A 19874-nucleotide genomic window follows, 5' to 3' on the forward strand; every position below is an offset into this window, starting at 1 on the left:
TTCGCGCTGTCGTTCAGACGCTGAAGTACAGTTCATACTCGAACGGGTGCGGACGCTGCGCACTGGGGATGATCTCCTTCTCGCGCTTGTACGCGATCCAGGTCTCGATCAGGTCGGGAGTGAACACGTTGCCCGCGGTGAGGAAGTCGTTGTCGGCCTCCAGCGCATCGAGTGCCGCCTCGAGGGATCCGGGAACCTGGGGGATGTTCTTCGCCTCCTCCGGCGGGAGCTCGTACAGGTCCTTGTCGACGGGCTCGTGCGGCTCGATACGGTTCTTGATTCCGTCGAGACCGGCCATGAGCTGCGCCGCGAACGCGAGGTACGGGTTGCTCGAAGCATCCGGCGCGCGGAACTCGATGCGCTTCGCCTTCGGGTTCGTCCCCGTGATCGGGATGCGGATGGACGCCGAGCGGTTGCCCGCAGAGTAGACGAGGTTGACCGGCGCCTCGAAGCCCGGAACCAGCCTGCGATACGAGTTGAGTGTCGGGTTCGTGAACGCGAGCACGGCCGGAGCGTGCTTGAGCAGTCCGCCGATGTACCAGCGAGCGATGTCGCTCAGCCCGCCGTAGCCGGACTCGTCGTAGAACAGCGGCTTGCCCTCGCTCCACAGCGACTGGTGAGTGTGCATCCCCGAGCCGTTGTCGCCGAACAGCGGTTTCGGCATGAAGGTGACTGTCTTGCCCCACTCGCTTGCGGTGTTCTTGACGATGTACTTGAACTTGAGCAGGTCATCCGCCGCGTGCACCATGGTGTCGAAGCGGTAGTTGATCTCGGCCTGCCCGCCCGTGCCGACCTCGTGGTGGGCGCGCTCCAGGACGAGTCCGGCCTCGATGAGCTTGAGGCTCATGTCGTCGCGCAGGTCAGCCTGCTTGTCGACGGGACTCACCGGGAAGTAGCCGCCCTTGAACGGCGTCTTGTTGCCGAGGTTGCCGCCCTCTTCCTTGCGGCCGGAGTTCCAGGCGCCCTCGTCGGAGTCGACGGCGTAGAAGCTCTCGTTCTGGCGCACCTCGTAGCGAACGTCATCGAATATGTAGAACTCGGCCTCGGGGGCGAAGAATGCGGTGTCGGCGATGCCGGTGGAGGCGAGGTACTTCTCGGCCTTCCTGGCGATCTGGCGCGGGTCGCGAGCGTAGATCTCGCCGTTGCGGGGGTTGTAGATGTCGAAGATCATGATCAGCGTGCGCTCGATGCGGAATGGGTCGATGTACGCGGTGGAGACATCCGGGATCAGCTGCATGTCCGACTCGTGGATCGACGCGAACCCGCGGATCGAGGAGCCATCGAACAGCTGGCCGACGGAGAAGAACTCCTCGTCGACCGTCGATGCCGGAATGTTGAAGTGCTGCTGAACACCGGGAAGATCGGTGAAGCGGATATCAAGGAACTTCACGTCGGTGTCCTTGATGAACTTGAGCACCTCTGATGAATCGCTGAACATGGAATGAACTCCAAATGAGTTTGCTACGGGGATAATTGCGGAACGCAACCACTCGCGATGGTAGGCGTGAGGGATTTCGCCACGGTGTCGCTATTGTTTCGAGGATGTTACGGCTGACGCCCATCTTAGGATGGGGACATGACAGCTTCCCAGTCGGCACAGCGGACCGCAACGGGGGAGTGGCCGGGCAAGCGGCTCGGCCTTCCACGCTCCGGGCCGCGATCGGTTGGCCGCTTCGGACGCAGGGTCGCCGCGCTCCTGGTTGACTGGTTGCCCGTCTATCTCGTCTCGTACGCCTTCTTCGATGGCGATGTCTGGATCACGCTCGGTCTCTTCGCGCTGCTCCAGTACCTCTTCATCATGCTCTTGAGCGGGAGCATCGGACACCTGATCCTCGGGATGCGCGTTGTCCCCGTGACGGGAGGCTGGGTCGGCTTCGGCAGACCCCTGCTGCGCACGCTTCTCCTGTGCATCGTGATCCCCGCGGTCATCTGGGACAGGGACCAGCGCGGCATGCACGACCGGTTCAGCGGCACGGTGCTCGTCCGCCGCTGAGGGCCCGAGAGCTCAGACGCGGGCGTGTCAGGCGCGGCGCTGTGCCCTCGCCCTGTTCGGGTCGATGCCCTTGGGAATCGGGAGCTTGCTGCTCGTGAGCGATTTGAGCCTGTTGCTCACGGTGTAGACCTCCGCTTTGGAGAGCGTGCGCTTGATCCGACTCATCTTTCCGGCGAGCTTGTGCAGGGCGATGGACTCCGGATCCGGCCCGACGTGCAGGAGACTGATGACGACGTTGGGAAGCACGCGGTTGATGCGACGGCGTTCCTCATCCAGCATCTTCTGCGTGCGCGTCTGCGGGCCCTCTCCGATCAGCACGACACCGCCGGGACCAACGGCCCGGTAGACCGCATCCTGCGTTCTGGGGCTCACGGCAACCGGCATCTCACTCGCGGTCCAGCCGCGGCGGAGGGAACTCTTGAGCACGGCACCGACCGCACCGGGCTGACCTTCGATCTGAGAGTACGCGGCCTTCTCGGCGCGACGCCCCAGCACGATGAGAAACGCGAGGATGCCGCCGAGCACGCCCGTGACGATCCAGAGCGCGAAGCTCAGCATGTTCGTTCCCGAGAGGATGAATCCCAGAATGAGCGCCACCACGACGGGGACGAGGAAGGCGAGCGCCATCCACCAGATCGCGTTCGCATCGTTGCGCCTGGTCATCTGGAAGACCTGGTACATCTGCTTCAAACGGCCGGGCTGCTTCGCGGACTTTGTTGCGGGGGTTTTCTCGCGTGCCATGTTACCTAGGATACGGCCTCGTCAGAGCTTGGTCAGCCTCCCCTCCTCCCCACCGTGCCCAGGTGCGGATGCCTCCACAGAAGACGAGTGAGCAGGCGCGGAGCTGGGTCTCTGTCGGCACGCTTTCGACGTGGAGAATATTGGCGGATACCGAATCGTGCGCAGACTCGGCGCCGGCATGCGTGCGGAGGTGTTCCTCGGGCATGCCGATTCTCCGGGCGCTGCACGGGGGAGGATCGCGGCCATCAAGCTCTTCCGCCCGGGCGTGAGCCGGCGCAGTATCGATGAGGAGATCGAAGTTCTCTCGCGTGGGCGTTCCAGGCACCTGTTGCGTCTGGACGACGTTGCAACCACGCAGGACAGTCGGCAGTGCCTCGTCGTCCCTCGTCTGGGTGGAAGTCTCGCACGTCTCCTGGCGGAACGCTCCACACTCGCGCCGGGGGAGGCAGTGACCATACTTGCACCGCTCGCGCGAGCGGTCTCTGAGCTTCACGATGCGGGGTGCTGCCACGGGGCGGTGACACCCGGCGCGGTGTTCTTTGACGACAGCGGTGCACCGGTGCTCGCCAGGTTCGGACACGCATCCACCTTCGCTGGCGGCCTGAGTGGTGCGGAGTCGAAGGACGAGAGCCGGATGCCATCCGTGAGCCCGGCGGGACGGTCCGCCGAGCCCCGGGTTGCTGAAGACCTCCGGCAGCTCCGCGCTTTGGGAGGCGTCCTCTTCGGGCGTTCGTCACCCGGGCGCGGGAGCCATCCGGTCGATGCATTCCTCGACTGGTTGGATGCGTCGGAATGGGACACAGAACCTGCGACGTTCGCGCACGATCTCTGCGAGCGGCTCCTCGATCTCGCCGAGCCACTTCCCGTCGCTCTGCCCGGTGTCCTCTCGGGCCGACCGACCGGTGTTCGTGCGGTCGTTCCTCGCGCACGTGCAACTCCCCGGCCGACGGTGGTTACAGCCGAACCCGCGGGTCGGAAACCGCGGTGGCCGCGCCCCGGGGAGACATTGCGTACCATCGGCACAAGGCTGCGTTCACTGTGGGGCAGGGTCGTTGCGGTGCTCTCGACCGTCCGCAGGTCGTTCCTGGTGGCTGGCGGCGCCGGTCTCATCGCTCTCGTGGCCGCCGTGGTGCTATTGCCATCAGCGGGTGCCGGCAGCACTGAACCCCCATCCGGCAGCCCGCCTGTCCACGCCCCCTCACCCACCCAGAGCGCACAGAGTTCAGCCATCAGAGCGGACGATCCGGTTGCCGCGATCCGACCCCTGCTTCATACTCGTGACACCTGCATTGCCACGCGCTCCATCGCCTGCCTGGACGGTGCAGACCAGCGCGGCTCATCCTCCTGGGACAACGACTCCCACCTGATTCGCTCGCTTCAGGAGGGCGCGGCCCCGGCCGGCGACGCGACGCTCGTCGACGAGACCTTCGTTCTCACAGAACGTCTGGGCGACTCCGCGCTCCTCACCACGAAGACCTCCACGGGCGAAACTGCTCAGTCCGTGCTCGTGATGAAGGGTAAATCCGGTTGGCGGATCAGGGACTTTCTGCCTCGTTGAGCCCGTGGGCGGCTCAGATGCCGAGACTGCGCGCGAAGTCGCCACCCTCGAGGCGGTTCTTCACCGCAACAAGGAACCGCGCGGCATCCGCTCCGTCGACGATCCGGTGATCGTATGACAGCGCGAGATACACGGTGGAGCGAATCGCGATCGCATCGAGTCCGTTGTCGGAGACCACCACAGGCTTCTTCGTGACAATGCCCGTTCCGAGGATCGCCGACTGCGGCAGGAACACGATGGGGGTGTCGAAGAGCGCTCCGCGAGACCCCGTGTTGGTCAGCGTGAAGGTTCCGCCGGCGAGCTCGTCTGGCTTGAGCCTGTTCTCGCGAGTGCGAACGGCGAGATCGGCGATCTGGCCCGCGAGTCCGGCGATATCGAGGTCGCCCGCGTCACGGATCACCGGCGTCAGCAGACCACGCTCGGTGTCGACCGCGATGCTGATGTTTTCGTGACCCGGGTAGACGACACTGTCGCCGTCGATGGTCGCATTGATGATGGGGTATGCGCGTAGCGCCTCGGCAGCAGCTAGCGCGAAGAACGGGAGGAAGCTGAGCTTGAGCCCCGTCTTGGACTGGAACTCTGCCTTCACCCGGTCGCGATACTGGGCGACGAGCGTCACGTCGACCTCGACGACGGAGGTCAGCTGTGCCGAGGTCTGCATCGAGAACACGGCGCGCTCAGCGACGACCTTGCGCAGTCGCGACATCGGTACGGTCGTTCCGCGCAGCGGGGAGGTTCCGAGCGGTTCGGCCGCAGCCGCCACGGTGGTGCTGGCCGCCGGGGCGACCGTCGCGGAGGCCCCGGATGAAAGCACATCCTGCTTGCGGATGCGTCCGCCGACGCCGGTACCGGCGATCGACGCAAGGTCAATCCCCTTCTCGTTCGCGAGCTTGCGAACCAGGGGCGTGACGTAGCCCTGCGCACCCGGGTTCGCGGCGGCCGGTGCGGGCGGAGCAGCCGGAGCAGGAGCCTCCTGAACCGGTGCAGGTTCCACTGGTGCAGCCTGCTGGGGCGCCTCCGGCACTGGAGCAGGAGCCTCAGTGGGTGCCGGCGCGAACGACGTCGTCGGCTGTGCCGCAGCAGCGGGAGCTTCCTGTGCCGGGGCTGGCTCGACAGGTGCGGGCTGCACGGGAACCGCCTCTGCCGCCGGAGCCTCGGCGACGGGTGTTTCGGCAGCCGGAGCTTCGACAGCCGACGCCTCCGCCGCAGGGACCTCCGCTGCAGGCGCCGCGGGCGCCTCCTGCGGCGCGGAGCCATCGCCGATCGTCACGAGGGCCGTGCCCACCTCGACGGTCTCGTCTTCAGCGACGAGGATCGCCTCGATGACGCCAGCGACCGGAGAGGGAATCTCCGTGTCGACCTTGTCGGTTGACACTTCGAGCAGAGGCTCGTCCACCTCGACGCGATCTCCCACCTGCTTCAACCAGCGGGTGACCGTACCCTCGGTGACGCTCTCCCCGAGCGCCGGGAGGTTGACGGATTGGCTCATCAGTGATGCTCCTTACAGCAGTCTTGCTTGTCGTTCCAGCTTAGTTGAGTCGGGTCGATTCAGGCGGCGTGCAGGGGCTTGCCAGCGAGGGCAAGGAAGGCCTCGCCGAGCGCCTCGTCCTGGGTGGGGTGGGCGTGGATGAGCGGGGCGATGTCTTCCGGGTATGCCTCCCAGTTGACGGCGAGCTGTGCCTCACCGATGAGCTCTCCGACCCGTGCACCGATCATGTGAACCCCGACGACCGGGCCGTCGTTGACCCGGACGACCTTGACCATTCCGGACGTGCCGATGATGTGGCTCTTGCCGTTACCGGCGAGGTTGTAGTCGTAGCTCGTGACCTGGTCTTCGCCGTACTGGTCCCTGGCCTTCGCCTCGCTGAGACCGATGGAGGCCACCTCGGGGTCGGAGTACGTGACCTTGGGGATGTTGACATCCGCGATCACCTGCGGGTTCAGTCCGGCGATCTCTTCCGCGACGAAGATGCCCTGCTGGAAGCCGCGGTGCGCGAGCTGCAGGCCAGGGACGATGTCGCCGACGGCGTACACGCCGGGGACGTTGGTAGCGAGGCGCTCGTTAGCAAGCACGAAACCGCGATCCATCGCGATGCCGACCTCTTCGAAGCCGAGGTTAGCGGTCGACGGGCCGCGCCCGACAGCAACGAGCAGCAACTCGGCCTCGAACGTCTGGCCGTCTTCGAGAGTCACGACGACGCCGTCGTCGTTCTGCGTCACGCTCTTGAACCGCACACCGAGGCTGAAGTTGATGCCTCGCTTGCGGAAGGCACGCTCGAACTGCTTGCTGATCGCCTCGTCCTCGTTCGGGACCAGGTGGGGGAGAGCCTCGATGATCTGGACATCCGCGCCCCAGGACTTCCAGACGCTCGAGAACTCGACGCCGATGACGCCACCGCCGAGCACGGCGACCTTCTTCGGGACGAAGTCGAGCTCGAGGGCCTGCTCCGAGGTGATCACGCGGCCACCGATCTCGAGACCGGGCAGCGAGCGCGAGTACGAGCCCGTGGCGAGGATGACGTTCTTGCCGACGATCGTGTCGTCGCCGACCTGCACGGTCGTGGGGGAGACGAGCTTGCCTTCACCCTCGATGACCGTGATACCGCGCGACTTGATCAGCCCGACGAGACCCTTGAACTTGCTGGAGACGATCGACTCGCGATACGTGGTCACCGCGGAGATGTCGATGCCATCGAAGCTGGAGGTGACGCCGTACTTCGCGGACTCGCGCGTGACATCCGCGACCTCGGCGGAGTGCAGGAGGGCCTTGGTCGGGATGCAGCCGACGTGGAGGCAGGTGCCCCCGAGCTTGCCCTTCTCGACGAGACCGACGGAGAAGCCCAATTGGCTCGCACGGAGGGCGGCAGCGTAGCCACCACTCCCTGCTCCGAGAATCACAATGTCAAAGTTCTGTTCGGACACCAGGCTTGCTCCCTAGGTTCTCAGGATGTGTGTCGTGGCACGGACACTCGATCGGCGAAAGGCCGCTGCGGCGAGAGGTTTTCTTGCCACAACGACCTTACTACGCGAGGGAAATATCCTCTGCAAGACGCAGCAGTGCCCGCACGGTCACTCCGGTCGCGCCCTTACCCGTGAACCCGTACCCACCGGCAGCGTTGTTCGCTGGCCCGGCGATGTCGAGATGGGCCCACGGAATGCGACTGTTCTTGTCGTCCCTGCGGGGCCCGACGAACTCCTGCAGGAAGAGCCCGGCCAGCAACATTCCGCCCGCCGTGCTCCCGATCTTCGCGTTGGCGATGTCTGCGATGTCGGAGTTGATCGACGCGCGCAACTCGCCGGGGAGCGGCATCGGCCAGACCAGTTCACCCGTGCGCCGTGCGGCGTCTGCAATGCTTGCCACGAGCCCCGTGTCTCCCATGAGTCCCGCGTAGCGGTTTCCGAGGGCGACGCGTGCCGCACCGGTGAGGGTGGCCACGTCGACGATCGCGTCGGGATATTCCTCGCTCGCTGCGGCCAGCCCATCGGCCATGACGAGGCGCCCCTCCGCGTCCGTGTTCAAAACCTCGACGGTGCGACCACCGTGGATGCGGAGGACGTCGCCCGGGCGAGTCGCGGATCCCGAGGGCATGTTCTCCGCGATGCACAACCAGGCCGTGATACGGGTGTCGACTCCCAGGCTGGCTGCCGCGAGCGTCACGGCCATGACGGTCGCCGCGCCCGTCATGTCGTACTTCATTCCGACCATCCCCGCTGGCTGCTTGAGCGAGAGGCCACCGGTGTCGAAGGTGATTCCCTTCCCGACGAGCGCGAGATGCCGCCGTGCGGTGGGAGGGCTGTAGCTGATCTTCACGAGGCGCGGCCCGCGTACGGATCCCTGGCCGACGCCCAGGATGCCACCGAATCCTCCGGCGACGAGCTCGTCTTGGCCGAAGACGGTCACATCTACCGGCACGTTCGACGCGAGCTCGCGCACCGCATCCGCGAAGGTCGCCGGATACAGGTCGGATGCCGGCATCGTCACGAGGTCGCGGACCCGGTGGATCGCCTCCGCCGTCACGGTCGCGCGATGGACGATTGCGGCAGTATCCGTGCGATCACTGATGAGCGTGATGGTGGTCGCAGGCAACCGCGACGGGTCTTTCGACATGACCCTGTAGTCCGCGTATACATAGGCACCGATCGCCGCACCCTCGAGCACTGCCAGCAGGGCATCGTCGTCGGCAGCCGGGAAATCGAAGGCAATCGATTGGACGCCCCTGAGTTGCCGCGTCGCCGACCCTGCCGCATAGCGCAGTGAGTCCGGCGACACCTCGCCCTTTCCCACGCCGACGAGGGCAATACTCTTCGCCGCGAAGCCGTTGGATTGCAGTCTGAGTACCTCATCCTCCACGCCGGTCACTCCCAGGGCCGCGAGCACCGCCGCCGACCCGCCGCCCGGGAGGAGCGACGCCGCCACCCCGGGGTCGGCCAACAGGACCGGGCCCGCATCGCTGTGAGATACCGCGAAGGCGAGGACATCGGCGGCGAGTGCATGAGGTGAAGTGGACGAGATCTGCAGCTGGGGGACGGTCATCCAGCCATGCTATCTTCGGCGCCTCGCCACCGGATCGTGGCCTGTTCGCTCTGGGCATCATGGAACTGCCCGGTCTCGCCGGTGCGCCGCACGCGCCGCGGTTAGAGTGGATTGATGCGTGATCCTGCTGAACTCTACGAAGTCAACCCCGACATCGGCGACGTCCCCGAGGGCCTGAACCTCGTTGCCGGGCTGACCGGTTTCTCCGACTCCGGGTCTGCCGTGACTCAGTTCACCGACTACCTCCTGGACACCCTCGATCACCGCATCGTCGCGCGCTTCGACACCGATGCGCTGTTCGACTACCGCGCCCGCAGGCCGCTCGTGCATTTCGACCAGGATCACCTCAGTGATTACTCACCGTCGACGCTCGCGCTGTACCTTGCCACCGACGAGATCGGGCAGCAGTTCCTCCTGCTCACGGGGTTCGAGCCTGACTTCAAGTGGGACACATTCTCCGCAGCGGTGCTGCAACTGATCAACAGGTTCAAGGTGAAGTCGACCACCTGGGTGCACGCGATTCCCATGCCCGTACCGCACACGCGGCCCATCGGCGTGACAGTGAGCGGCAACCGCATCGAGCTCATCGATTCGATGTCCATCTGGAAGCCGAACACCCAGGCACCGGCCAACGTGCTTCACCTCGTCGAATACAGGCTGTCTGAACTCGGGCACCCGACTACCGGATTCGTGCTGCTCATCCCTCATTACCTCGGCGACACGGAATACCCGGATGCGGCGCTCAAGGCGCTCGAGGTCATCAGCGCTGCGACCGGACTGATCTTCCCCACCGACGCGCTGCGCGAAGAGGGCAGGGAGTTCATCACGAAGATCGACGCCCAGGTCGAGACCAACCAGGAACTGGCCCGCCTCGTCGGGGCGCTGGAGGAGAGGCACGATTCCTACATGGCGGGCAATCCGCTGCGGTCTCCACTGACCGATGAGGGCGGCGCACTGCCGACGGCCGACGAGATCGCCGCCGAACTGGAGAACTTCCTGGCCATCCGGCGCAACGGAGAAGACGACCCACAGCGGTGAAGCCGTGTACCCGCGGAATATATGGGGTAAGGCTTCGGTTGTACGGCGCATACGGTCGCAACATACCCTGACGCCGGACGCGGCGTGATCCATAGCAGTGCGACGTGATGTTGGCAAGAGTGCTCATGAAAGCATGCAATAATTAGTTCCAAGACCCGTTCGATGTTCACGGATCGGTCGCGCTTCAGTGCGCGAACGTACCGGACTTGACATGGGTCTTAGTGCTGCCCGGAAAGGCCTGGGTCGGCTCCACGCCACGGGGCTGAACGGCATCCAAGACCGGTCGGACGGCTCGTTCCCAATTGAAAGGTGCCCAATGGTTACCCGAAGCAAGGCAGCATCCACGGCGACAGCCAAGGATGACGCGATCGAAGCGGATCTCGCCGCAGTGCGCACGACGAAGAGTTCGCCCAAGACAAAGACCGCGACGGCGACGAAGACCGCCGCCGCCAAGAAGACCGCCCCGGTGAAGAAGGCCGCTGCAAAGAAGAAGGCCACGACAACGGAGACTGCTGCCGCGGTGAAGCGCGGCGCGAAGGCCAAGAAGGTCGATGACGACGAGATCGTAGACGAAGACGTCGAGGTCGAGGAAGTCGTCGACGATGACGACACGAGCAACACCGCCACCGGTGCAAAGGACGACGACGACGAGGGCACGAGTTCCACCAAGGACGAAGTGCTTCCCAGCGGTGCCCTTGTGCTGTCCCTGGTCGATGACGAAGACGAGGTTCCCGTCTATTCGTCAGCGATCACCGGTGCGACCGCCGACCCCGTCAAGGACTACCTCAAGCAGATCGGGAAGGTCGCGCTTCTGAACGCGGCCGAAGAAGTCGAGCTCGCGATGCGCATCGAAGCCGGGCTCTTTGCAGAAGACAAGCTGGCCACCACGACCAACCTCTCCAAGGAGGCCGAGCGCGAACTTCGCTGGGTCGCCAAGGACGGACAGCGTGCCAAGAGTCACCTGCTCGGCGCAAACCTTCGTCTGGTCGTCTCGCTGGCAAAGCGTTACACGGGCCGGGGCATGCAGTTCCTCGACCTGATCCAGGAGGGAAACCTGGGGCTCATCCGTGCGGTCGAGAAGTTCGACTACACGAAGGGCTTCAAGTTCTCCACCTACGCCACCTGGTGGATTCGGCAGGCGATCACCCGCGCGATGGCAGACCAGGCCCGCACCATCCGCATCCCGGTGCACATGGTCGAGGTCATCAACAAGCTGGCCCGCGTGCAGCGCCAGATGCTCCAGGACCTGGGTCGCGAGCCAACCCCTGAGGAGCTCAGTCGCGAGCTGGACATGACACCCGAGAAGGTCGTCGAGGTCCAGAAGTACGGGCGAGAGCCCATCTCCCTGCACACGCCGCTCGGTGAAGACGGAGACAGCGAGTTCGGTGACCTGATCGAGGACACCGAGGCCGTGGTCCCCGCCGATGCGGTCGGTTTCACCATGCTGCAGAAGCAACTCGAGAGCCTGCTCGACTCGCTGTCCGAGCGCGAAGCCGGTGTCATCCGGATGCGCTTCGGGCTGGGTGACGGAATGCCGAAGACGCTCGACCAGATCGGCGACACCTTCGGGGTCACTCGCGAGCGCATCCGCCAGATTGAGTCCAAGACCATGGCGAAACTTCGTCACCCGTCCCGGTCCCAGTCGCTGCGCGATTACCTTGAGTAAGCCGTTCGGACTGAAGTACTTCTTTCCCGTCGCCCTGGGGAAGCTGGTTCGGGTGCTTGCGCGCGTGCGCGGCGGAGGATCGGCCTTCCCCGGGTATGTGACGACGAAGCTCGCGCCTCGGTTCCTCGAAGACGTGACGGCACAGTTCGCCCACGGCATCGTGTACGTGCTCGGGTCCAACGGCAAGTCCACGACGACGCACATGCTCACCGAGGTGTTGCGGGCTCACGGACTTCGCGTGTTCACGAATCCCTCCGGGGCAAACCTTCCCCAGGGGATCGCATCGTCGATTCTGGGGGAGTCGTCCCTGCTGGGAAAGCTGGATGCGGACATCGGCGTGCTCGAGGTGGATGAGGCCTTCGCGCTGGAGTTCGCCGCGACCGTTCCACCGTCGACCGTGCTCGTGCTCAATACCCAGGTGGACCAGCTCTATCGCTTCTACGAGACCGAGCGTGTCGCCGACATGATGCTCGACACCGCGATGCGGGCGAGTACTCACATCGTGACGAACCGCGAGGATCCGTACCTCAGCAAGATTGCGAGCCGCTACGCGGCGGGGGATGCCGCGCAGGGTCCCGACATCACCTACTTCGGTGCCTCGGACGAGGTGATCGCGAGCTCGCCGCATGGGCTCTTCAACGCCGCGGACTACCGCGACGCTGACGCCCCGGAGGCAGCACATACCGCGCTGGCGGAACTCGTCGGCACCGACCGGACGGGTGCCTCGGTCTTTGTCGCCGGTACGAAGATCGACATAGTCCTTCCGGCGAAGGGTCTGCACTACGGCATTGACGCTGCGGCCGCGCTGGCGAGCGCCGCGGTCATCCTCGGCGAAGACTTCTCCGCCGACTCTGCGATCGCGGCGTTTGCCGGCATGAAGCCGGCCTACGGTCGCGGCGAGCTGCTCGACTTCGGCGACGAACTGGTCGAGTTCGTGATGTTCAAGAACGCGGCGAGCCTGCAGCTGAACCTGGATGCCATCCCCGAGCCACCCGAGCAGGTGCTCCTCGCCATCGACGAGGGCACGCCGGATATCTCCTGGGTCTACGACATCGACTTCTCGGCCGTGGACCACATCGACGTCATCACCGGTGCAAAGGCCTGGCAGCTCGCGGCGCGGCTGGAACACGAGGGAATGCGTATCGGTGCCGTCGAGCCTGACCTGAGGAAGGCGATCGATCTCATGCGGGCACTTCCCGCGCCCGCCTCCGGCATGAAGACCTGGATCGTCAACTACGAGATCATGATGCTCGCGCGCAAGCAGATCGGCTTCCTCGAATTGGAGAACCAGCGATGACGGGCCCCGTGAAGCTGCTCCAGCTGTATCCGAACGAGCTCGGTGTCGCCGGGGATCGCGGGAACGTCATGGCGATCACCGCCAGGCTGAACCGTGCGGGTGTGCAGACCTCAGTTGTGCAGCACACCGCCGGTGACGCGCTGCCGAACGACGTCGACCTCGTTGTCGTGGGGAGCGGTCCGGTGTCCGCGATCCGCAACATCCATGCCGATCTTCTCTCGAACGCTGGCGCGCTCCGCTCCCTGAGTGACGCTGGAGTTCCGTTCTTCGCCTACGGAGCCGGCGCCGAACTCCTCGGGCGCTCCATTCGGCTCCTCGACGGCGCCGAGCTCGCCGGAGTGCGCCTTTTCCCGTTCACCACCGTACGCATTGAGCGCCACAGGGTCGGCTACACGATCGTCGACTCGGAGTTCGGGCAGCTTGCCGGATTCGAGGACAATGCCTCGCTCTGGCATCTCGACGCCGGAGCTCATCCCCTCGGGCGGCTCGTCGCGGGCAACGGCAACAGCGACAGCAAGCAGGAGGGCGTGCGCGTGGCAAACTCCGTTGCGACCCAGGTGGGTGGGCCCATCCTCCCGCTGAATCCAGCGCTCACGGACGCGATCATCCGCTCCGTTGTGGACCGGCTCGGTATCGACTACGTCGTGGGCGCAGCGCATGCAGACCTCGACCACTACGCGCTCAAGGCGCGCGAGGTGATCGTCGATCACGCCGACCACGTGTTTTCGCGCATATAGTTTTCGAGAGCCGCATGACTGACCACGAGATATGCGCGCATTCCGTCGTTCGAACGCTGCGAGGTGTTGACCCTGTCTGAATCGGGGATGTGCGCCGCGAGAATCGACACCGAGGCCATCGCGAGCAATACACGTGCACTCGTGAGCGCCGCGGGGCGCAGAGCGCTGGTCGCCGACGTGCGGGCGGATGGTCACGGTCACGGCGCTGTCCAGACGGCCCTCATCGCCCTCGACGCTGGTGCAGCGTGGCTGTCGGTTCGCACCACTCGAGATACTGTGCCGCTGCGCGACGCGGGCATTCGCGCCCCGATTCTCGTCTCGTTGCATGAGTCCGATGGCGCACTGGCCGAGTCCCTCGGCGTGACCTTCCGGGACTCAGGCCACGCACTGCCGCAATTCTACGAGCCGGGAATCGCCCTGTACGGGCTCGGCTCGCCCGCGAGAGAGCTCGGTCTCACGGCCGCAATGCGAGTGAGCGCTCGTGTTCTCATCGTCAAGGAGATCGAACGGGGTGACGGTGTCTCCTACGGCTACACCTACCGTGCACCGGCCAGAACCGGGGTGGCGATGGTCGCAATCGGCTACGCGGACGGCCTCGACCGCGCCGCGGGCAATGTCGCCTCTATGCTTCTCGCCGGAGAAGCTCGGCCGATCGTTGGTCGCGTCGCCATGAACGCTGCCGTGGTGGAGATCGGGCAGCACTCTGTCGCTCCGGGCGACGAGGCAGTGCTCTTCGGAACGGCGGGAGAGCCTTCCGCGAACGAGTGGTCCACTGCGCTCGGCATCTCCGAAGACGAGGCCGTCACGAACTTCGGCCGCTCTCTTCACAGGATCTACGCGTGACGCCCGGCATCACCGACGTCGCGGCTCCGGTGAGCGAGCTGGTCATCGACCTCCGCGCGTACCGGAGGAATCTCGCGCTCCTGTGCACAAGAATTACGCCATCGCAGGTGATGGCCGTGGTGAAGGCCGACGCCTATGGGCACGGTCTTCTCCCGATTGCGAAGGCCGCAGTGGATGCCGGGATCGGCTGGCTCGGAGCCCTCGACACGGACACGGCTCGTGAGCTGCGCGCTGCTGGCATCGACTCCACGACCGGGGTCTTTGCCTGGCATCTCGCGCCAGACGAGGATTATCGGGCCGTCATCGACTCCGCGATCGATCTCGGAGTGTCCACCCTCGACCAGCTCGAGGGAATCGCACGGTCGCACGCGTCCACGACAGCCAGGGTGCATCTCAAGATCGACACGGGGCTACACCGCAATGGCGCATCCGTCCAGGACTGGCCCGGTCTCGTGCGTCGCGCACTCGAGCTGGAGAGCGACGGCACCATCGAACTCTATGGTGTGTGGACGCACATCGCCGAGGCCTCATATGAGGAAGACAGTGCGGCCATCCGACGTTTCACGAACGCCATCACTGCCGCTGAGTCCCTCGGCGCCACATTCACCCTGCGCCATCTCGCGGCCAGCGCCGCCGGCTTCGAGCGCGCTGATTGCAGGTTCGATCTCGTACGTTTCGGCGCGTTCGGTTACGGGATCTCGCCCGGAGGCGGAGTCACCGCTGCGGAGCTCGGACTGGAACCCGTGATGTCGCTGCGCTCGAAAGTGCTCGCGACAGATGACGGGACCGCGGTCATCCCGCTCGGTTTTGGTGACGGCATCTCGAGCCGCGCGACAGGCAGAGTGAGCGTCTTGGTCGACGGCGCACTTCGCCTGATTGGCGAACTGGAGCCGGATCGCATGATCGTCGTGGGCGAACCCGTCCGCCCCGGGACAGAGGCGGTCCTGTTCGGCTCGGGCGCGAGCGGAGAATGGACGCTCCAGCAGTGGGCGGACGCCACGGGCACCATCGGCGAGGAGATCGTCACGCGGCTCCACGAACTGCCGCGACGCTATCTCGGAGAGAACTAGCGAGCGTCAGCCTCGGCGCGGGCCTCAGGCCTGGTCGTGATCGAGCAACCTGCTCGACTCGTCGTGCCACTCCGTGGCCAGCGCGGAGAGCTTCTCCTGGTATTTCTTGCCGTGGTGAGCGCAGAACAGCAACTCGCTGCTCCCGATCGAGACACGAATGTACGCCTGGGCGCCGCAGCTGTCGCACCGATCCGACGCCGTCAATTCGTGGGGTCGCTCGTCGACTGCTGTCGTTAGTGGTGCGCTCTGAGACATCCGATGCTCCCTACAGGTACGGCGACGGCATTTCGTCGATGTCTCTATACAAACATGCCGAGCACCATCGACGGGCGCAGAGAGCCCGTATTTCGCTCAACGCGTACGCCGTACGGACCATGAGTGTCGAAGCGCCGGGTGGACGCATCCGCTGGCTAGGCTTGAACGCGGCCCTTCCACACAGCACTTTCGCACCACGAGCAAGGGCGCACGAACGGAGACCACAGTGGCCAGCTCGGACTACTCGGCCAGACATCTCTCGGTGCTCGAGGGTCTTGAGGCGGTGCGCAAGCGCCCTGGTATGTATATCGGTTCCACCGACTCCCGCGGCCTCATGCACTGTCTCTGGGAGATCATCGACAACTCTGTCGATGAGGCACTCGGCGGTTACGGCAATGAGATCAGCGTCATCCTGCATCCGGACAACAGCGTCGAGGTGCGGGATCGCGCCCGCGGCGTTCCGGTTGACATAGAGCCCAAGACGGGTCTGTCCGGTGTGGAGGTCGTGTTCACGAAGCTGCACGCCGGTGGCAAGTTCGGCAGCGGTTCGTACTCCGCGTCCGGCGGCCTGCACGGCGTCGGTGCCTCCGTGGTCAACGCTCTTTCCGAGCGGCTCGACGTCGAGGTCGACCGCGACGGCAAGACCTGGGCGATGTCGTTCCATCGCGGTGAGCCCGGGAGCTTCGCCGACGACGGTGAGCCACGACCGGATGCCCCGTTCACGCCGTTCGACAAGAAGAGCGAACTCCGGGTGGTCGGCAAGGTTGGCAAGTCCGTCACGGGCACCCGCGTGCGCTACTGGGCGGACCCACAGATCTTCACGCGCGGTGCGACCTTCCAGACCGAGGAACTGACTGTCCGGGCGCGACAGACCGCTTTCCTCGTGCGCGGTCTCGCCCTGGACATCGCCGACAACCGTCCGGAGGAGCCCACCCGCGAGGTGTTCCGCTTCGACGGGGGCATCTCGGAGTACGTCGACTTCCTCGCCCCGGACACCGCGCTGACCGACACCTGGCGCATGACCGGATCCGGAACCTTCACCGAGACCGTCCCCGTGCTCTCGGAGCACGGAGCGATGGTGCCGACGGAGCTCAGCCGCGAGTGCCATGTCGACATCGCGCTGCGCTGGGGCACCGGGTACGACACCGTGTTCAGAAGCTACGTGAACATCATTGCAACGCCGAAGGGTGGCACGCACCAGACCGGCTTCGAGCAGGGCATGATGAAGTTCCTGCGGGCACAGATCGAGCAGAACGCCCGGAGGCTCAAGGTCGGCAACGACAAACTCGACAAAGACGACATCCTGGCCGGCCTCACCGCCGTGCTGACGGTGCGTCTGCCCGAGCCGCAGTTCGAGGGCCAGACCAAGGAGATCCTCGGAACCCCGGCAGTGAAGAACATCGTCGCGAGCGTGGTTGCGAAGTGTCTGGGGGAGCGGTTCTCCTCGAGCAAGCGCGACGACAAGACGCAGGTCTCGCTGCTGCTCGACAAGATCGTAGCGGAGATGAAGTCGCGTGTCTCTGCTCGCGCCCACAAGGAGACGCAGCGCCGCAAGAACGCGCTCGAGAACTCCTCGCTCCCGGCGAAGCTCGTCGACTGTCGCAGCAGCGATGTCGCGAACAGCGAGCTGTTCATCGTCGAGGGAGATTCCGCACTGGGAACCGCCAAGCTCGCGCGTGACAGCGAATACCAGGCGCTGCTTCCGATTCGAGGCAAGATCCTCAACGTGCAGAAGGCGTCCGTCGCCGACATGCTGTCGAACGCGGAGTGCGCCTCGATCATCCAGGTGATCGGTGCGGGGTCCGGCCGGAGCTTTGATCTCTCCGTCGCCCGTTACGGCAAGGTCATCATCATGAGTGACGCGGATGTCGACGGTGCGCACATCCGCACCCTTCTGCTCACACTGTTCTTCCGCTACATGCCCGACATGATCAGGGACGGTCGCATCTACGCAGCCGTCCCCCCCCTCCACAGAGTGATCGTGGTGAACCCCGGCAGCAAACCGAACGAGACGATCTACACCTACTCCGAGGCAGAGCTGAACGGCGTACTCACCGCGCTCAAGCGGTCGAACAAGCGGTACCAGGATCCGATCCAGCGCTACAAGGGACTCGGCGAGATGGACGCGGACCAGCTCGCGACCACCACCATGGACCGCAAGCATCGCACGCTCAGGCGAGTGCAGATCACGGATGCGGCCAAAGCCGACCACGTGTTCGAACTGCTCATGGGCAACGACGTCGCTCCCCGCAAGGAGTTCATCATCGCCGGCTCCGACGGGCTTGCGCGGGAACGCATCGACATCTGACGGCCGTGCTGTCATACCGCGGTATGACAAAACGAAGTCGGGAACGGGCCGCGAGGATGACGCAATATCACTCCGTCGTCCCTAGGCTCTAAAGATGATCCGGATCGAACAACTCACGAAGAGGTACGGCGCGAAGATCGCCGTCGACGACATCAGCTGCACGATCGAGCCGGGTCGAGTGACGGGATTCCTGGGCCCGAACGGCGCGGGCAAGTCCACGACGATGCGCACTGTGGTGGGTCTCGATCGGCCGACCTCCGGCGCGGTCACCGTCAACGGGAAGCGCTACGCGGATCACCGTGCCCCGCTGCACGAGGTCGGCGTGCTTCTTGACGCCAAAGCGATCCACACCGGTCGCTCGGCGTACAACCATCTGCTCGCCATGGCTGCGACCCACGGGATCGGCGCGAAACGCGTGCGCGAGGTCATCTCGATGACCGGCCTCGAGTCGGTCGCGGGCAAGCGCGTCGGCGGCTTCTCACTCGGCATGGGGCAACGGCTTGGAATCGCCGCTGCGATGCTCGGGGACCCGGCAACGCTCATCCTCGACGAACCTGTCAATGGACTCGACCCCGAGGGCGTGCTCTGGGTCCGCAAGCTCGTGAGAGGCCTCGCCTCGGAGGGCCGCACGGTCTTTCTCTCCTCGCACCTGATGAGTGAGATGGCCCAGACGGCCGACCACATCATCGTGCTCGGGCGCGGTCGCATCATCGCCGACGCTCCGGTGGGAGAGATCCTCGCTGCGGCGACGGGAACCGTGGTCCGCGTGCGCACGCCGCAGGCCCAAGACCTGATGCGTCTCGTCGCGAGCCCGGACGTCACGGTCACGCTCGAGGAGGAAGATCTGCTGCAGGTCGTCGGCCTCGACTCACCGCGGGTCGGCGAAGCCGCGGCCAGGGCAGGAATCGTGCTGCACGAGCTCACACCCGTCGGCGCATCTCTCGAAGAGGCCTACATGGCTCTCACACAGGACGATATCGAGTACAAGACGGAGGCGACCCGATGAGCGCGACCGCGCCCCAGCAGACTCTCCCCGCGTCCGCACCGCGTCTGGCATTTCATCGCGTCGTCCGCTCCGAGTGGATCAAGCTCCGCACGCTGCGTTCGACCGTCTGGTCGTACCTCATCGTCATCGTGATGGCCGTCGGCCTGTCCGCGCTCATGGCGTCGACTCCACACACCGGAGCGGATCAGCTCGACGCAGCAGGTCAGGCAAGCCTTCTGGCCCAGTCATCGACGGTTGGGCTCACCTTCGGACAGCTGGTGGTCGCCGTGCTCGGCGTCCTCGTCATCAGCGGTGAATACTCCACGGGCATGATCCGGTCAACGCTCACCGCGGTGCCCAGACGGCTGCCCGCGCTCTGGGCCAAGGCCGTCGTGCTGTTCATCGCGACCTTCGTGATCGGTGTCGTGAGCACCGTTCTGGCGTTCTTTGCTTCGCTCGCGATCTTTGCCCCCGACGGCGTCGAGGCGAAGCTGTTCGATCCGCGCGTGTATCTCGTGCTGCTCGGCAGCGCGTTCTACCTGGCCGTACTCGCCGTGTTCTCGCTGGGCATTGGAGCCATCCTGCGCAACAGCGCCGGCGGCATCGCGGCCGCGTTGGGCGTCATCCTGCTTCTGCCCACGCTGTGGAGCCTGATTCCCTGGGACTGGGCACGGGACGCCTTCGGCTACCTGCTTTCTAATGCCGGCAACCACCTGTACGGTACGCGCCCCGGCGAAGGGACGAGCGGACTCGAGCCCTGGCAGGACGTGCTCGTCATCCTCGCCTGGGTCGTGGTGAGTTTGGCGGGCGCGGCACTGCTCCTGAAGCGACGGGATGCGTAGACCACCG

At 65.2% G+C, this 19874-nt stretch carries 17 protein-coding genes; 11 read left to right on the plus strand and 6 right to left on the minus strand.

Annotation, left to right across the window (positions count from 1 at the left end):
- Positions 1-13: 13 nt before the first annotated feature.
- Entirely contained in the window at positions 14-1438 is a 1425-nt protein-coding gene (gene glnA, locus ABUA28_RS05805; RefSeq protein ID WP_349902994.1) for a type I glutamate--ammonia ligase, read from the minus strand.
- A 138-nt stretch (positions 1439-1576) separates the two neighbouring features.
- Between glnA and ABUA28_RS05810 the strand changes: the two genes are divergently transcribed.
- Positions 1577-1993, plus strand: coding sequence for an RDD family protein (locus ABUA28_RS05810; protein WP_349902995.1), 417 nt, complete (start codon positions 1577-1579; stop codon positions 1991-1993).
- A 27-nt stretch (positions 1994-2020) separates the two neighbouring features.
- Here the strand turns inward: ABUA28_RS05810 and ABUA28_RS05815 are convergent, their stop codons facing one another.
- Positions 2021-2734: a DUF4191 domain-containing protein gene (locus ABUA28_RS05815; protein WP_349902996.1), complete on the minus strand. Its 714-nt coding sequence runs from the start codon at positions 2732-2734 to the stop codon at positions 2021-2023.
- A gap of 130 nt (positions 2735-2864) precedes the next feature.
- Here ABUA28_RS05815 and ABUA28_RS05820 point away from each other — a divergent pair, with 130 nt between their 5' ends.
- Positions 2865-4292, plus strand: coding sequence for a protein kinase domain-containing protein (locus ABUA28_RS05820; RefSeq protein WP_349902998.1), 1428 nt, complete (start codon positions 2865-2867; stop codon positions 4290-4292).
- A gap of 13 nt (positions 4293-4305) precedes the next feature.
- Here the strand turns inward: ABUA28_RS05820 and sucB are convergent, their stop codons facing one another.
- The 3 genes from sucB to ABUA28_RS05835 all read right to left on the minus strand — a co-directional run bounded on the left by sucB (position 4306) and on the right by ABUA28_RS05835 (position 8826).
- Complete coding sequence (gene sucB / locus ABUA28_RS05825) at positions 4306-5781, minus strand: 2-oxoglutarate dehydrogenase, E2 component, dihydrolipoamide succinyltransferase (protein WP_349903000.1); 1476 nt, start codon at positions 5779-5781, stop codon at positions 4306-4308.
- A gap of 59 nt (positions 5782-5840) precedes the next feature.
- Positions 5841-7214, minus strand: coding sequence for a dihydrolipoyl dehydrogenase (gene lpdA / locus ABUA28_RS05830; protein ID WP_349903001.1), 1374 nt, complete (start codon positions 7212-7214; stop codon positions 5841-5843).
- A 100-nt stretch (positions 7215-7314) separates the two neighbouring features.
- Complete coding sequence (locus tag ABUA28_RS05835; RefSeq protein WP_349903003.1) at positions 7315-8826, minus strand: leucyl aminopeptidase; 1512 nt, start codon at positions 8824-8826, stop codon at positions 7315-7317.
- A gap of 114 nt (positions 8827-8940) precedes the next feature.
- Here ABUA28_RS05835 and ABUA28_RS05840 point away from each other — a divergent pair, with 114 nt between their 5' ends.
- The 6 genes from ABUA28_RS05840 to ABUA28_RS05865 all read left to right on the plus strand — a co-directional run bounded on the left by ABUA28_RS05840 (position 8941) and on the right by ABUA28_RS05865 (position 15477).
- Positions 8941-9864 carry a proteasome assembly chaperone family protein gene (locus tag ABUA28_RS05840; protein WP_349903005.1) on the plus strand — a complete coding sequence of 308 codons (924 nt, stop codon included), beginning with the start codon at positions 8941-8943 and terminating at the stop codon, positions 9862-9864.
- A gap of 316 nt (positions 9865-10180) precedes the next feature.
- Entirely contained in the window at positions 10181-11530 is a 1350-nt protein-coding gene (locus ABUA28_RS05845) for an RNA polymerase sigma factor (protein WP_349903006.1), read from the plus strand.
- Positions 11523-12827, plus strand: coding sequence for a MurT ligase domain-containing protein (locus tag ABUA28_RS05850; RefSeq protein ID WP_349903008.1), 1305 nt, complete (start codon positions 11523-11525; stop codon positions 12825-12827). Before ABUA28_RS05845 ends, ABUA28_RS05850 begins: the two co-directional genes overlap by 8 nt.
- A complete protein-coding gene (locus tag ABUA28_RS05855; RefSeq protein ID WP_349903009.1) occupies positions 12824-13564 on the plus strand; it encodes a type 1 glutamine amidotransferase in 741 nt (246 codons plus the stop codon). Before ABUA28_RS05850 ends, ABUA28_RS05855 begins: the two co-directional genes overlap by 4 nt.
- Before the next feature lie 63 nt (positions 13565-13627).
- Positions 13628-14407 carry an alanine racemase gene (locus tag ABUA28_RS05860; protein WP_349903010.1) on the plus strand — a complete coding sequence of 260 codons (780 nt, stop codon included), beginning with the start codon at positions 13628-13630 and terminating at the stop codon, positions 14405-14407.
- Positions 14404-15477 (plus strand): alanine racemase, encoded by a 1074-nt coding sequence (locus ABUA28_RS05865; RefSeq protein WP_349903011.1) that lies wholly within the window; start codon positions 14404-14406, stop codon positions 15475-15477. The genes ABUA28_RS05860 and ABUA28_RS05865 overlap by 4 nt, the downstream gene beginning before the upstream one ends.
- Positions 15478-15501: 24 nt before the next feature.
- Here ABUA28_RS05865 and ABUA28_RS05870 read toward each other — a convergent pair whose 3' ends face one another.
- The gene (locus tag ABUA28_RS05870; RefSeq protein ID WP_349903013.1) at positions 15502-15732 is read right to left on the minus strand and encodes a DUF7455 domain-containing protein; all 231 of its coding nucleotides are present in this window, start codon (positions 15730-15732) and stop codon (positions 15502-15504) included.
- Positions 15733-15958: 226 nt separating this feature from the next.
- Here ABUA28_RS05870 and ABUA28_RS05875 point away from each other — a divergent pair, with 226 nt between their 5' ends.
- The 3 genes from ABUA28_RS05875 to ABUA28_RS05885 all read left to right on the plus strand — a co-directional run bounded on the left by ABUA28_RS05875 (position 15959) and on the right by ABUA28_RS05885 (position 19867).
- Entirely contained in the window at positions 15959-18040 is a 2082-nt protein-coding gene (locus ABUA28_RS05875) for a DNA gyrase/topoisomerase IV subunit B (RefSeq protein ID WP_349903014.1), read from the plus strand.
- Positions 18041-18134: 94 nt separating this feature from the next.
- Positions 18135-19046, plus strand: coding sequence for an ABC transporter ATP-binding protein (locus ABUA28_RS05880; protein WP_349903016.1), 912 nt, complete (start codon positions 18135-18137; stop codon positions 19044-19046).
- Positions 19043-19867, plus strand: coding sequence for an ABC transporter permease subunit (locus ABUA28_RS05885; protein ID WP_349903018.1), 825 nt, complete (start codon positions 19043-19045; stop codon positions 19865-19867). Before ABUA28_RS05880 ends, ABUA28_RS05885 begins: the two co-directional genes overlap by 4 nt.
- Positions 19868-19874: the final 7 nt, after the last annotated feature.

The sequence above is a fragment of the Parafrigoribacterium humi genome (genome assembly GCF_040227205.1).
Classification (GTDB): Bacteria; Actinomycetota; Actinomycetes; order Actinomycetales; family Microbacteriaceae; genus Parafrigoribacterium_A; species Parafrigoribacterium_A humi.

Coding starts and splice junctions, on each gene's coding strand:
- glnA (WP_349902994.1), bottom strand. CDS start 1,438: ATGTTCAGCGATTCATCAGAGGTGCTCAAGTTCATCAAGGACACCGAC.
- ABUA28_RS05885 (WP_349903018.1), top strand. CDS start 19,043: ATGAGCGCGACCGCGCCCCAGCAGACTCTCCCCGCGTCCGCACCGCGT.
- ABUA28_RS05845 (WP_349903006.1), top strand. CDS start 10,181: ATGGTTACCCGAAGCAAGGCAGCATCCACGGCGACAGCCAAGGATGAC.
- ABUA28_RS05835 (WP_349903003.1), bottom strand. CDS start 8,826: ATGACCGTCCCCCAGCTGCAGATCTCGTCCACTTCACCTCATGCACTC.
- ABUA28_RS05815 (WP_349902996.1), bottom strand. CDS start 2,734: ATGGCACGCGAGAAAACCCCCGCAACAAAGTCCGCGAAGCAGCCCGGC.
- ABUA28_RS05810 (WP_349902995.1), top strand. CDS start 1,577: ATGACAGCTTCCCAGTCGGCACAGCGGACCGCAACGGGGGAGTGGCCG.
- ABUA28_RS05870 (WP_349903013.1), bottom strand. CDS start 15,732: ATGTCTCAGAGCGCACCACTAACGACAGCAGTCGACGAGCGACCCCAC.
- ABUA28_RS05880 (WP_349903016.1), top strand. CDS start 18,135: ATGATCCGGATCGAACAACTCACGAAGAGGTACGGCGCGAAGATCGCC.
- ABUA28_RS05855 (WP_349903009.1), top strand. CDS start 12,824: ATGACGGGCCCCGTGAAGCTGCTCCAGCTGTATCCGAACGAGCTCGGT.
- ABUA28_RS05840 (WP_349903005.1), top strand. CDS start 8,941: ATGCGTGATCCTGCTGAACTCTACGAAGTCAACCCCGACATCGGCGAC.
- sucB (WP_349903000.1), bottom strand. CDS start 5,781: ATGAGCCAATCCGTCAACCTCCCGGCGCTCGGGGAGAGCGTCACCGAG.